The 12,088-nt window shown below is 64.8% G+C and carries 16 protein-coding genes; 9 read left to right on the plus strand and 7 right to left on the minus strand.

From position 1 onward, the window contains the following. Positions 1-45: 45 nt before the first annotated feature. A complete protein-coding gene (gene ahbB / locus HAH_RS10895) occupies positions 46-1,101 on the minus strand; it encodes a siroheme decarboxylase subunit beta (protein ID WP_014040953.1) in 1,056 nt (351 codons plus the stop codon). A gap of 100 nt (positions 1,102-1,201) precedes the next feature. Between ahbB and HAH_RS10900 the strand changes: the two genes are divergently transcribed. After that, complete coding sequence (locus tag HAH_RS10900; RefSeq protein WP_014040954.1) at positions 1,202-1,492, plus strand: DUF7577 domain-containing protein; 291 nt, start codon at positions 1,202-1,204, stop codon at positions 1,490-1,492. A gap of 87 nt (positions 1,493-1,579) precedes the next feature. Here HAH_RS10900 and HAH_RS10905 read toward each other — a convergent pair whose 3' ends face one another. The 3 genes from HAH_RS10905 to HAH_RS10915 all read right to left on the minus strand — a co-directional run bounded on the left by HAH_RS10905 (position 1,580) and on the right by HAH_RS10915 (position 2,556). Further along, positions 1,580-1,990: a DUF5778 family protein gene (locus HAH_RS10905; RefSeq protein ID WP_014040955.1), complete on the minus strand. Its 411-nt coding sequence runs from the start codon at positions 1,988-1,990 to the stop codon at positions 1,580-1,582. Between the two features lie 174 nt (positions 1,991-2,164). Beyond that, on the minus strand, positions 2,165-2,359 hold the full coding sequence (locus HAH_RS10910) for a cold-shock protein (protein ID WP_004591449.1): 195 nt from the start codon (positions 2,357-2,359) through the stop codon (positions 2,165-2,167). A 2-nt stretch (positions 2,360-2,361) separates the two neighbouring features. Further along, entirely contained in the window at positions 2,362-2,556 is a 195-nt protein-coding gene (locus HAH_RS10915) for a cold-shock protein (protein WP_004517065.1), read from the minus strand. A 115-nt stretch (positions 2,557-2,671) separates the two neighbouring features. Here HAH_RS10915 and uppS point away from each other — a divergent pair, with 115 nt between their 5' ends. Continuing rightward, positions 2,672-3,598, plus strand: a complete 927-nt coding sequence (gene uppS / locus HAH_RS10920) for a polyprenyl diphosphate synthase (protein ID WP_044951957.1) — start codon at positions 2,672-2,674, stop codon at positions 3,596-3,598. A 4-nt stretch (positions 3,599-3,602) separates the two neighbouring features. On the opposite strand, the gene HAH_RS10925 is transcribed toward uppS, so the two are convergent. Further along, entirely contained in the window at positions 3,603-4,211 is a 609-nt protein-coding gene (locus HAH_RS10925; protein WP_023843370.1) for an undecaprenyl diphosphate synthase family protein, read from the minus strand. Positions 4,212-4,306: 95 nt separating this feature from the next. On the opposite strand from HAH_RS10925, the gene HAH_RS10930 reads away from it, so the two are divergent. Both HAH_RS10930 and HAH_RS10935 read left to right on the plus strand, forming a co-directional pair. Beyond that, a complete protein-coding gene (locus HAH_RS10930; protein ID WP_014040958.1) occupies positions 4,307-5,665 on the plus strand; it encodes a DUF92 domain-containing protein in 1,359 nt (452 codons plus the stop codon). Continuing rightward, positions 5,662-6,078 (plus strand): GNAT family N-acetyltransferase, encoded by a 417-nt coding sequence (locus tag HAH_RS10935; RefSeq protein ID WP_014040959.1) that lies wholly within the window; start codon positions 5,662-5,664, stop codon positions 6,076-6,078. Before HAH_RS10930 ends, HAH_RS10935 begins: the two co-directional genes overlap by 4 nt. On the opposite strand, the gene dnaG is transcribed toward HAH_RS10935, so the two are convergent. Both dnaG and HAH_RS10945 read right to left on the minus strand, forming a co-directional pair. Further along, on the minus strand, positions 6,075-7,412 hold the full coding sequence (gene dnaG, locus HAH_RS10940; protein ID WP_014040960.1) for a DNA primase DnaG: 1,338 nt from the start codon (positions 7,410-7,412) through the stop codon (positions 6,075-6,077). The two genes, HAH_RS10935 and dnaG, sit on opposite strands and share 4 nt — an antisense overlap. 182 nt (positions 7,413-7,594) lie before the next feature. Next, positions 7,595-8,305, minus strand: a complete 711-nt coding sequence (locus HAH_RS10945) for a sugar phosphate isomerase/epimerase family protein (protein WP_014040961.1) — start codon at positions 8,303-8,305, stop codon at positions 7,595-7,597. A gap of 51 nt (positions 8,306-8,356) precedes the next feature. Between HAH_RS10945 and HAH_RS10950 the strand changes: the two genes are divergently transcribed. The 5 genes from HAH_RS10950 (at position 8,357) to HAH_RS10970 (ending at position 12,060) form a co-directional block, all read left to right on the plus strand. Then, a complete protein-coding gene (locus tag HAH_RS10950) occupies positions 8,357-8,701 on the plus strand; it encodes a tRNA-binding protein (RefSeq protein ID WP_014040962.1) in 345 nt (114 codons plus the stop codon). Positions 8,702-8,804: 103 nt separating this feature from the next. After that, complete coding sequence (locus tag HAH_RS10955; RefSeq protein WP_004957724.1) at positions 8,805-9,014, plus strand: DUF3311 domain-containing protein; 210 nt, start codon at positions 8,805-8,807, stop codon at positions 9,012-9,014. 1 nt (position 9,015) lies between these two features. Further along, positions 9,016-10,542 (plus strand): sodium:solute symporter family protein, encoded by a 1,527-nt coding sequence (locus HAH_RS10960; protein ID WP_014040963.1) that lies wholly within the window; start codon positions 9,016-9,018, stop codon positions 10,540-10,542. 102 nt (positions 10,543-10,644) lie between these two features. After that, positions 10,645-11,070, plus strand: coding sequence for a YgaP family membrane protein (locus tag HAH_RS10965; RefSeq protein ID WP_008312632.1), 426 nt, complete (start codon positions 10,645-10,647; stop codon positions 11,068-11,070). 72 nt (positions 11,071-11,142) lie between these two features. Further along, positions 11,143-12,060, plus strand: coding sequence for an HFX_2341 family transcriptional regulator (locus HAH_RS10970; protein WP_014040964.1), 918 nt, complete (start codon positions 11,143-11,145; stop codon positions 12,058-12,060). Positions 12,061-12,088 lie beyond the last annotated feature (28 nt).

Below are 12,088 nucleotides of genomic sequence, written 5' to 3' on the forward strand. Positions count from 1 at the left end.
GGTGCTCCCCTCCTGATCTGGCGCTGCTACACCAAGCGGACACGGTCACGCCGTCTCTGTGTTCTGCCGCGCTCGTTCGTCCAGCCTGATTCCCGTCTTCTTCAGGATGCGCGTCGAGAACAGCGTGTCCCAGTCGTCCTCGGACACGTCCCAGTGGTCGGCCATCCGGTCGCGGACCTGCTGGATGCGCTCCTGGCTCTCCGCTTCGCTTCGCCCGTGGGTCATCGCGAAGAAGTTGTACGGCCAGACGCCGTCGTGGCGCGGCCGCTCGTAGCAGTGGGTCACGAAGTCGAACTCGGCGATAGCCGGGCCGACCTCGTCGATGACCTCGTCGGGGACGTCCCAGACGGTCATCCCGTTCTCGCTGTAGCCGAGCGCGTAGTGGTTCGGGATGACCCCGACGCGGCGGACCTTCCCTTCCATGTTGAACCGCTGTATCGTCTCCAGCACCCAGTCGACGTCGGCGTCGATTTCGTCGGCCACGTCGGCGTAGGGCGTGGCGGTAATCGGCAGGCCGTCCTGGATTTCCAGCACGAGGTCCAGTTCGTCGGCGGTCAGGGACTGGCTGTCGGTCGGCGTCACGTCCGGCCCCAGGTCCGAACAGTCGATATCTTGCGTCTGTGGCCCCTCGACGGGGAACTTCGCGCCGACGTGGAACTCCTGCTGTTTCGGGAGGTTGTACGTCTCCTCGCCGGTTTCGGCCTCGATTTCTGCCAGGACCTCCTCAACCCGGCCTTCCTCTGCCACCGAGAGGACGAACCACATGTTCAGATGCGGATGTTCGCGTTCGTAGTTGTGCGCGACCTCCGGGTACGCGTTTATCATCTCGGCGTGTTCGTCGTAGCTGTCCTCGGGGGCGTGAGTTGCGACAAGGGTGGCGGTACCGCCGATAGCTTCGGCGTTGATGAGTGCCCCGAACCGCGTGAGAACGCCCGCGTCGTCGAGGTCCTGTACACGCGCTAACAGCTCGTCCGCGTCGATGTCGACGCCGTGGTCGGCGAGGGCCGCCGCGGCCGGTTCGAACGGCCGTTCGACGACCGGGAAGCCGCCCTGGAAGGCGTTCAACACCGCCCGGTCTACCGTCCCGAGGTCTTCGCTCATGCCGAAAGCTGGGGGGCCTGCGAATAAAAACAGTCCGGGACAGCCGGTACCATGTCCGGGTCGCCGGAGCGTTTTACCCCCTTGCGCCCCTAACCCGCGCGTGGCAATCTCGACAGCCGAGCTGGCGGTCCGGCTGCTGGTCTACCTGTTTGTCCTGATAGGGGTACCGCTGTGGTTCGTGCTGATGTTCCGGCTCATGGACTACGCCGCACACGATACGCTGGTCGAGCAGTTCAGTGGTCGACGTAACGGTCGCGACACCGGCCAGCTCAACGCCTACTTCGAACAGGCCGCCGTCGAGGCCACGACCTGTCGTATCTGTGGCGCAGCGAACGGCCCGGACTACACCTACTGTCACAACTGCCAGGAACGGCTGGCGGCCGGCGACTGATACTGTTGGACGTAACTTCGTACAGCTATTCGCAACCCTGGGAGTGGCGACATTCTTGAAAGGCTTCCGTCCGACAGTACGACGCGGTTACTCGCCTTCGACACCGGTTACCGCGTAGCCGGCGTCCTCGATAGCTTCGAGAATGCCGTCGTGGTCGGCGCTGGCCTCGTAGTAGAACACCAGATCGAAGGAGCCGTTGCGCAGGAGTTGCTGGCACTCCCAGACGAACTCCTCGCCGTCCAGCGTGAGGCCCTGGTGCTGGTTCGACGCGAACTCGGGGTCGTCGCTGCCGGAGTAAACGTACGTATCCTTCGGGTCCAGGCTCGCGCCTTCGGCGATGAGTTCGCCGACCTCGATGGTGGCCTGCATCATCTCGATCTCGTCGCTGCCGTCGTACTCCGTGTGGACGACAGCGCCGTTGAGCTGAATCTCGCCGGGCTCAAGCAGTTGTTTAGTCCGGCGGTAAAGGTCGTCGTCAAGTGCGTCGGCCTCGCTCATACCATGCGGTCGGTGTTGCTGTCCCTAAGACACTTCGGATTCCAAACGCTGGTCGGCTCTACCCGAAGATATTCGGTTCGAGGGGCGGCACAGCGACAGCGGTGGGAACCCACGCGCTGCCGAGTCGCACCGCTCGGTCAGTCGCGAACCCGTTGAAAAGCGAGCCGGTCTCGCTTACAGTCGCGTGAGGTTCTTCGCTCGCGGGCCTTTGTCTGCCTGTTCGATGTCGAATTCGACTTCTTGCCCTTCTTCTAAGTCCGGGCCGCCGACGTCTTCCATGTGGAAGAACACGTCTTCGTCGGCATCGTCGGTTTCGATGAAACCGTAGCCACCCGTATCGTTGAAGAAGTCGACAGTGCCTGTCGCCATGGTTACAGCCGCGTGAGGTTTTTCGCGCGCGGGCCTTTGTCGGCCTGCTCAATCTCGAATTCCACTTCTTGCCCCTCCTCGAGGTCAGGACCGTCGATGTCCTCCATGTGGAAGAAGACGTCCTCGTCGGAGTCTTCGGTATCGATGAACCCGTAACCGCCTGTGTCGTTGAAGAAGTCTACCGTACCGGTCGCCATTGCAATTTGAACGTTAAGCCGGGGTATATTAAAACTATGCGCATATATTTCGATAGATTAGGTGGGAAATAACTGTACCCAGTCCCTTCCACAAAGCCCTTATTGAGTGGTTGAAATGTACACAACGATGCTATCGAGGGGGAAGCGACTGGGATATGCGGCCTACGAGCGATTGCTCCAGTGGGAACTGTCAGGGACGCCCGACCACGTCGCAGTCATTATGGACGGGAACCGAAGATACGCGGAAAAGCAGGGCGCCAAAAAACAGGAAGGCCACAGAGAAGGAGCCCAAACAACGGAGGCGCTGCTGAACTGGTGTGACGAACTCGGCGTTCGTGAGGTGACGCTGTACACGTTCTCGACGGAAAACTTCGACCGCGACCCCGAGGAACGCGAACACATCTTCGACCTCGTCGAACAGAAGCTCCGAACATTTGCCGACGCCGACCGGGTCCACGAGGCCGGCGTGTGTATCCGCGCCATCGGCGAGACAGAGATGCTACCCGACCGGGTCCGAGACGCTGTCGACTACGCTGAAGGGCGAACCGCCCAGTACGACCAGCTCAACCTCAACATCGCGCTGGCCTACGGCGGCCGGGCCGAACTGCTCGGCGCGGCCCGCAACGTCGCCACTGCCGTCGAAGACGGAACCCTCGACCCGACGGACGTCTCCGCGGAGACTATCGAAGCGCGGCTCTACGAGGGGCCGACCCGCGACGTTGATCTCATCGTTCGAACCGGCGGTGACGAACGCACCTCGAACTTCCTGCCGTGGCACGCCAACGGCAACGAGGCTGCCACGTTCTTCTGTACGCCCTACTGGCCCGAATTCCGGAAGGTCGACTTCCTGCGAGCGATTCGGACGTACCAGAACCGAGAGCAGTCCTGGCGGACGACCCGTGCCGAGCGCTCGCTGGCACTGGTTCGTGCCATCGAGCAATCGGAGCTACCGACGGCCAAACGGATGCTCGGGCGATTCCGTGACGCGCTCCCGAGTACCGAACGCGAGCAACTCGACGAAGAGTACGACCTCGCGGACTGACCTCCTAGCGGCCAAAGCGCCGCTGTCGCTCCTGATAATCCCGCAACGCCCGCAAGTAATCCCGAAGCCGGAAGTTCTGCCAGTTCACGTCAGTGAAATACAGCTCCGAATACACGGACTGCCAGATCATGAAATCCGAGAGCCGTTCGGCCCCGGTCTTGATAACCAGATCCGGGTCGGTCGGGAAGACGAGATGCTCCTCGACCGCGGCCTCGTCGATATCGTTCGGGTCGAGTGAGCCTGCATCGACGTCTTCCGCGAGCTTCTGGACGGCCGTCGCGAACTCCGACTGTCCGCCGAGGCCGATGGAAATCTGGATCGGGGCGTCGGCCGTCGTCTCGTCGTCCGGTACTCTGACCGCTATCTCCCGTGGCGCGGTGACACTTTCGAGTTCACGCTGCAGCGTCGGGATCGCTTCCTCGTCGAGGACACTCACGTAGACGACGACGGTATCGGTGCCGTACTGAACGGCCCAGTCGAAGAATCGCTCTAAGGTCCGGTATGCACCGTCTCCCAGGAGGTCCCGCTCGGTGATCACCAGCGCGACCGTCTCGGGCAGGTCGGCGTCGCTGCGCCGAACGCGCATCGCGAGATATCGGTCGTATAGTCCCACGCCCGCCGGTATGCTGACAGCCCCAGTAAATCTCACGGTACCGTCGCCTCCGCAGTTCGGAAAGGGTAAGTGCCTCTCGGGGATACCGGTGGGACGTGACTGGCACAGTCCGTCGGGCAGGCGCGTTCGCCGCCGTGGGGACCCTCGCGGTCGCCGTCCCGGCCGCAACGGGCTTTCGCTCGCTCGAACTCGCGACTGTCGCCGCTATCGCACCCTTCGTCCTCGTCGCCGCGCTCGGCGTGACGGTCATCGGGCAGGACTCGCGGCTGTTCGACCTGTTCGCCCGTCCCGGCGACTACGAGGACGGGAAACTGTACGGCCTGGCGGCCTTCTCGCTTGCCGCCGCCGGGCTCGCGCTGCTTGCCGTCCGATTCAGTCTACCGGTGCCGGTGTTCGTCGGCGTCGTCGTCATCGTCGCCTACGGGAACCTCGGCCAGCGACTCGCCTACACCGTCCGCTCCGACGAGGTGGTCGCAACCGCAGGCTTCGTGCTCGTCGGCTTCGTCGCCGGCGTCGCGGGACAGGTGGCGGGAACGCGGATTCAGGCCGCCGTCGGCGAGGGAGCGGCCGCCGTCGACATTCCACTCGTGCTGTTTCTCGCCGCCAGCGGCGCGTTCGTCGCTGCCCTGCTTCGCTCGGTCCTGTTCGAACGGGACGACCCGCTGGTGATGCTCACGGTGGGACTGCTGCTGTGGCTGTTTTTCGAACTCGACCCGTCGGTGACTGCACAGCGCGTCGTCATCGCGCTCGCCGTGACAGTACTGCTCGGCTATCTCTCCTACGCGCTCGACACGGCGTCCCTCCCGGGGATGCTCACCGGCGTTCTCCTCTCGTTTTTGACCATCGTTCTCGGCGGTTTCGGCTGGTTCGCCATGCTGATTTCCTTTTTCGCGCTCGGTGGCCTCTCGACGAAGTTCCGCTACGAGGAGAAACTGGACCGCGGCATCGCCGAGGAGAACGAGGGCGCACGCGGGAGCGGGAACGTGCTCGCGAACTCCATCGTCGCGCTGTTCGCCGTCGTCGCCGCGGCGGCGAGTCCGAGCCACATCGCCGTCGACCCGCTGCTGTTCTTCTATGCCTTCGCCGGGGCCGTCGCCGCCGCGATGACCGACACGTTCTCCAGTGAGTTCGGCGGGCTCTACGACAACCCGCGACTCATTACGACGCTCAAACCCGTCGAGCCGGGCACTGACGGCGGCGTCACCTGGCAGGGCGTGGCCGCCGGGGCCATCGGGGCAGGCATCATCGCTGGCATCGCCGCGCTCACGCAGGACATCAGTACAGTCGGTAGCGGCGTCATCCTCCTCTGTGGGCTGGTCGGCATGACCGTCGACAGCCTGCTGGGTGCGACTGTCGAGGGCTCGGTCGTCGGCAATCAGGGCGTCAATATGCTCGCAACCCTGGCGGCCGCGCTGACCGGCGCTGGCGTCGTGCTGACCGCCGGCCTCCTATGATCCGCGAGGCTCGCCCCGAAGACGAGGTCCGTCTCCGGGCGATCCAGACGGACGCGCTCGACGAGCCGTGGCCGGAGCTCCTCGGCGTCGGAATCGACGGCCCGCCGCTCGTGCTGGTCCTCGATATCGGCGAACCGCTCGGCTACGCGCTTGTCGTGCCGGACCACCCGGTCGCGTACCTGGCGGAGTTCGCCATCACGCCCGGCAAACAGGGGCAGGGCCTCGGGACGACACTTATGCACGGGCTTCTGGACAGGCTCCGGACTGGTGGGTTCGAAACAGCGAGACTCACCGCGCGCGCTGACGACGAGCGAGCGCGCTCCTTCTACGACGGGTTCGGGTTCTCGGTCGCCGACGAGCTACCCGACCACTACGACGACGGCGACGGCGTGTTGCTCGTTCGCGAACTCTAGTCCTCGATGCGAACCTGTACGGCCGTCGGCTGTTTGACGTACTCGCCGTGGCCGGCGGCGACGACAACATCGACGCCGCGCTGGGCGGCGACATCGAGGAGCTTCTGCGTGCAGTCGGCATCGATGACGACGGTCTTGGGAACGGCCTCAGCGGCTGCAAGCAGCGAGACGACGGTATCAGCATCGCCTTCAGCGAGCAGCGTCGCGTCCTCGTCGACCAGCCTGGCCGTCCCGCTGTGGTTCTGAATGACGGCCTCGATGTGGTCCGAAAGCGAGGGGATGGTCGGTCCGTCGCCGCTTTCGGTCGACTCCTCGTCGGCTGTGGCATCCGCCACAGCGGTTGCGTTCGAGTTGTCCGCGACACTCGTCGCCCCCTCGGTCGTTTCGGCCTGCGCCGACCCGGCCTGCGGAGCGGGCGCGGGCTGGCTGTCTGCGGTGTCCTCCGACGTCGCGGCCGCCACGGCACCGCCGTCAGCGGTCGTCGACTCCTCGGGATGGGACATCTCCTCGCGGATGCTGTCGAGGCTCTTGGCGCTTGCGACCGTCTCGTAGGGAACCTTGTCCCGCAGCGCCGACATCACCTCGCTGCGTGAGAGGTCCTCGACGGACTTGCCGGTAGGCGTGACGGCGACATAGTCCACGTCGCCGACCTGCGCGAGTTCCTTCAGAATGAGGTCCCCGCCGCGGTCGCCGTCGAGGAACGAGGTCACCGTCCGGCCGGCCGTCAGGTCCGCAATGGCGTCGGGGACGTCCGTTCCCTCGACTGCGACGGCGTTTTTGATGCCGTATTTGAGCAGTTGCATCACGTCCGAGCGACCCTCGACGACGACAATCGCGTCGGAGTCGGCCACCCGCGGGCCGGCCGGGAGTCCCTCGTAGTCGGTCACGTCGGCGACCCGGACCTGCTGTCTGACCGTCTCGACGATGTCCGCGGTCTGGATCGACTTCTCCTCGAAGTCGTTCAGGAGTTCCGTCGCGCGCTCGACGACTTCGCGCCGCTTGGCGCTGCGTACGTCCTCTATCTCTGAGACCTCGATTTCGGCGCGACACGGCCCCACCTGTTCGATGGTCTCCAGTGCTGCGGCGAGGATCGCTGTCTCGACTCTGTCGAGACCGCTCGCGACGGTGATCTCGCCGAAGGACTGTCCGCCTTCGGAGCGTATCTCCACGTCGATGCGGCCGACCTTCTTCGAGTCCTGCAGGTCCCGCAGGTCCAGTTCGTCGCCGAGTAGCCCTTCCGTCTGGCCGAACACCGCGCCGACGACGTCGCTCCGCTCGACGACTCCCGCCGCCGTGATGTCGGCATGTATCAGATATTTCGCCGTGTCTTGCATGATTGTCCTGTTTTCCAGCCCGTCGAACGCTGTTCCGACGGACTGCTGTCACTATACTGATGTTGGGAAGTACAGCGGAATAACCTTGCGCACGCGAGTCGGTGGAGGAAAAACCCTCACTCAGTTGACTTTCGAGCCGACACTGCCTCGATGGATCGCTGTGCACCAGACGGGTCAGCCACTCACTCCAGCAACGGGCGCATACCGCCGATACCCGCCTGGATGGCGTCGACCGGGTCCTCGGGGTCGTCGTGTTCGAAAACGAGCCATTCAGTCCCGGCCTCGCGGGCCGCCTCCACCACCGCCTGGAGCGGTACAACGCCGTCACCGAGGGCGGTCGGCTCCCCCTCCTCGGTCATGTCTTTGAGGTGGACGACGGGAACGCGCCCGTCGAGTCGCCGAATCAGGGCGGCAGGGTCTTGACCCGCCGCGTGCGCCCAGCCGGCGTCGAACTCGAAGTCGATCGTCGTCCGGTCGACGAGCGCGTCGAAGGCGGTGCCATCGCCGAGCGGGACGAACTCGTGGTCGTGGTTGTGATACAGCAGGGGTCGGTCGAACTCCGTGTCGAGCATCCCGAGCAGCGTCGCGGTCGACTCGACGGCGCGCTCGCTCGCGAAGTGGTCGTCATCGAGATACGGAAGGACGATGTACGGCGCGTCGAGTGTTCGAGTCTGATTGCCAACAGTGCGCGGGTCGGACTGCAGGTCCTCCAGTTGGACGTGGACGCCGGCGATACCGAGCCCCGCCTCGTCGAGCGCACGTCGGGATGCGCCCGGGTCGCCGATGCCGGCGAACTCCACGCCGTCGTAGCCGGCGGCGCTGATGCGGTCGAGCACGTCCGATAGCGGCTCCCGGAGTTCCCGGAGCGTCCAGAGCTGGATCGCTGTCTGCATACCGTTGCTGCGAACGCTGTCGTAAAATAACTGGACGGACTACCGGGGGGCATGGGATTCACTGAAACGGAGATCGACCCCGCGCGGTTCCTCGAAGACGTAGAGATGCGTATCGGCGAAATCGTCGACGTCGAACCGTTCCCCGAAGCCCGCAAGGACGTGTACAAACTCGACGTGGATTTCGGCGACGAGACGCGCCAGTCCGCCGCGGGACTGACCGACGTGTACGACCCGGAGGACCTGCTCGGCTCGCAGGTCGTCGCTGTCGTCAACCTCGGAACGGTCTCCATCGCCGGCTTCGAGAGCGAGTGCCTGGTCACCGGCGTCGACAGCACGGACGGTGTCGTCCACCTGACGCCCGAGCGGGAGGTCGAACCCGGGACGCGCGTGTATTGAAGGCGATTCTGTGACGCGGACGTATTGAAGACGATTGTTCTTCAACGAGAGCTGGTGAAGATTCGTTACCCATTAGTACCGCCAGCGGCTAGCCTGTCGTAATATGAGTACGGTCAGGGCCGCTGGGTGGACAGTCGTCGCGCTCGTGTTGATGGCGCTGGCAGTGCCGTGGTTCCTCTGGGACACCAGCACGGTCGCGGCCGGGCTGCCCGTATGGCTGTGGTGGCACGTTGGATGGATGGCGCTTGCGAGCGTCGTCTTTGCTGTCTTTGCGCGCACCGACTGGGGCCTCGGCGTCGAAGAGGTGAACTGACGTGGCCGATACTGCGCTCCAGTTGGGTATCGTCGGCGCGTACATGGTCGTCGCGCTCGCGGTGGGCGCAGTCGCCTACCGGCTCACCGAGCGCACCGCCGAGGACTACTACCTCGCAAGCCGGACGCTCGGCACGGTCGTGCTGTTGTTTACCACCTTCGCGACGCTACTGTCGGCGTTTACCTTCTTCGGCGGCCCGAACCTCGCGTTCAGCGCCGGCCCCGAGTGGATTCTCGTGATGGGGCTGATGGACGGCATCATCTTCGCCGTCCTCTGGTACGTGCTGGGATACAAGCAGTGGCTGGTCGGCAAGCGCCACGGCTACGTGACGCTCGGCGAGATGCTGGGCGACCGGTTCGGGTCGACGGCGCTCCGCGTTGTCGTCGCCGCTGTGAGCCTCGTCTGGCTGTTCCCGTACGTGATGCTCCAGCAGAAGGGGGCCGGCCAGGCCATCGTCGGCCTCACGAACGGCGCGGTTCCGTTCTGGGTCGGAGCCGGCGGCATCACGCTGTTCATGATCGCCTACGTCGCGCTCTCGGGCATGCGCGGCGTCGCCTGGACAGACACGCTTCAGGGGCTGTTCATGCTCTCGCTGATCTGGGTCGCCGTCGCCTGGGTCCTGTCGGCCGTCGGCGGCGCGGGTGAGGCGACGGCCCTGCTGGCGTCCGAAAAGCCGGCGTTTGTCGGTCTCGGCGGCGGCCTCTACACGCCGCAGTACATCATCTCGACCGCAGTCAGTATCGCCTTCGGCGTGACGATGTTCCCGCAGATCAATCAGCGCTTCTTCGCCGCCGGCTCGAAGAAGGTGCTCAAGCGCACGTTCGCGCTCTGGCCGGTACTGGTCCTGCTCCTGTTCGTCCCGGCGTTCATGCTGGGGGCGTGGGCGGCCGGGCTTGGTATCACCGTCCCAGAGGGCGGCAACGTCATCCCGGCGCTGCTGGGCGAGTACACGCCGACGTGGTTCACCGCGCTGGTCATCGCCGGCGCGATGGCCGCGATGATGTCCTCCAGCGACTCGATGTTGCTTTCGGGGTCGTCGTACCTCACCCGTGACCTCTACCGGCCGCTGACCGGCCGCGACGATGCCAGCGACGAGGCGACCGACCGTCGCGAGGCGCTCGTCGCCCGCCTCGGTGTGGTCGCTTTCGCCACCCTCTCGTTCATTGCGAGCCTCTACACGCCGGGGACACTGGTCCAGATTGGTGACACCGCCTTCAGCGGCTTCGCCCAGCTAACTGTCCCAGTCGCGCTGGCGCTGTACTGGCAGGGAACCACACGCACCGGGATGTACGCCGGCGTGGTGGGTAGTCAGGTGTTCTACGGCCTGCATGTCTTCCCGGTCATTGCGACGGTTGGGGGACTGGTCGGCCTCGACGTCGCCCTGCCGACAGCGTACCTGGGCTGGACGCCCGGCATCGTCGGCATTCTGGTCGGTCTCGTGTTGACAGTCGCCGTCTCGCTGGTGACTGCCCCCGCCGCGACCGAGAATCGCACTGCCTACGCCGTCACCGGTATCGAAAGCGACTGAGACACGGTCGGTCTGCGTGCCGCCCTCCGGCACGGCAACCACTGGACGGCGGCCGCCGGCAGACATGTAAACCTACAAAAGCGTCCAGACCAATGTGCCGGTATGGACTCCGACCAAAACGTCGGCGGTCGCGACCGCCTGATCCGAGCGGTGCTGGCAGTCGTTCTGACAATCGTCTCCCTGCGCTGGCTTCGCAGCGGGAAGCGCAAGCGCGGCCTGCTCGCCGGAATCGGCGCGCTCGGCCTGGGATTCAACGCCTCGACAGGCTACTGTGGGTTCAACGATACGCTCGACATCGACACGTCGGCCGATGACGACGACGTGTTTGCCCCGGATGCGGACGACGAGCCGGCAGCCGACGAGTCGACGGACGTGAGCGTGGACTTCACCTCCTCCGGCGATACCGAGGCCTCGAACGGCCACGCCAGCGGTAAGCTGACCTGCGCCGTCTGCGAGGACCCTATTGTTCCCGGGGAGCGCCGTGGGCCGAACGATGACGGCGCTATCGTGCACGAAAGCTGCGAGTAACGCGCCGCCCCGATACGCGCTCGGCAGCCCGAGTCTGGTTCTTTTTATAATCACCGTCCCAGTCTTTCACGTATGCAGACCCACATCGTCCCGGTCGGATTCGACTACGACCGGCTCATCGCGCCGCTCGTGCGCGAGCAACTCGACGTTGACCGCGTCATCCTGCTCGAGGGCGCGGTCGGCAGCGAGGCCAACGTCGAGTACTCGCGAAACCTCGCCGAGAAGTTAGAGAAGGACTACCAGAACCTGCTCGGAGCGGAAACCGAGCGGTTCGTCGTCGCCGACGTGTACGACTACGACGAGGCCTTCGAGCAGGCCTTCGAGCTCATCAACGCCGAACTCGACGCGGGCAGCGAGGTGTGGGTCAACGTCTCCGCGATGCCTCGGACTGTCTCGTTTGCCTTTGCGACCGCAGCCCACTCGATCATGGTCGAGCGCGAGGGCGACCGGGACCGCATCCACACCTACTACACGGTCCCCGAGAAGTATCTGGAGACGGAACTCGCCGAGGAACTGCGCAAGCAGATCGACATGCTAGAGGACATGCGCACGGGCGAAGAAGTCGACGAGCGAATTGACGACCGACTCGAAACCGCGCGGGACCTGCTATCGGAGTTCGACGAGCGGGGGACAACCATCGGCGCGAAGGAGATCGACGGCTCCCACATCGTCGAACTGCCGGTCGCCTCCTTCTCGAACGTCAAGCCCTTCGAGGAGGTCATCCTCTTCACGCTGGGCGAACACGGCGAGTTCGAGTCCGTCTCCGAACTGGCCCAGCAGTTGGCCCGGGATCTGGGTGAGGAGTACACCGACTCCTTCCGCTCGAAGGTCATCTACAACGTCGACCGGCTCGGCCCCGGCGGAAAGGGGTACATCGAGCAGGAGGAACACGGGAAATCCTACCGGACGACGCTCTCCCGCATCGGGCAACTGTGGGTCCGGGCCCACTCCGCCGAGGACCGCAAGCACCGCGAGTCCGACCTGCCGTGAGCTGGTCGCTGGTATGAGCCCGTCGGGA

This window comes from Haloarcula hispanica ATCC 33960 (genome assembly GCF_000223905.1).
In the GTDB taxonomy this organism is placed as follows: Archaea; Halobacteriota; Halobacteria; order Halobacteriales; family Haloarculaceae; genus Haloarcula; species Haloarcula hispanica.

Coding starts and splice junctions, on each gene's coding strand:
- HAH_RS10965 (WP_008312632.1), top strand. CDS start 10,645: ATGGACTCCGACCAAAACGTCGGCGGTCGCGACCGCCTGATCCGAGCG.
- ahbB (WP_014040953.1), bottom strand. CDS start 1,101: ATGAGCGAAGACCTCGGGACGGTAGACCGGGCGGTGTTGAACGCCTTC.
- HAH_RS10950 (WP_014040962.1), top strand. CDS start 8,357: ATGGGATTCACTGAAACGGAGATCGACCCCGCGCGGTTCCTCGAAGAC.
- HAH_RS10905 (WP_014040955.1), bottom strand. CDS start 1,990: ATGAGCGAGGCCGACGCACTTGACGACGACCTTTACCGCCGGACTAAA.
- HAH_RS10970 (WP_014040964.1), top strand. CDS start 11,143: ATGCAGACCCACATCGTCCCGGTCGGATTCGACTACGACCGGCTCATC.
- HAH_RS10945 (WP_014040961.1), bottom strand. CDS start 8,305: ATGCAGACAGCGATCCAGCTCTGGACGCTCCGGGAACTCCGGGAGCCG.
- HAH_RS10910 (WP_004591449.1), bottom strand. CDS start 2,359: ATGGCGACAGGCACTGTCGACTTCTTCAACGATACGGGTGGCTACGGT.
- HAH_RS10935 (WP_014040959.1), top strand. CDS start 5,662: ATGATCCGCGAGGCTCGCCCCGAAGACGAGGTCCGTCTCCGGGCGATC.
- dnaG (WP_014040960.1), bottom strand. CDS start 7,412: ATGCAAGACACGGCGAAATATCTGATACATGCCGACATCACGGCGGCG.
- HAH_RS10955 (WP_004957724.1), top strand. CDS start 8,805: ATGAGTACGGTCAGGGCCGCTGGGTGGACAGTCGTCGCGCTCGTGTTG.
- HAH_RS10915 (WP_004517065.1), bottom strand. CDS start 2,556: ATGGCGACCGGTACGGTAGACTTCTTCAACGACACAGGCGGTTACGGG.
- uppS (WP_044951957.1), top strand. CDS start 2,672: ATGTACACAACGATGCTATCGAGGGGGAAGCGACTGGGATATGCGGCC.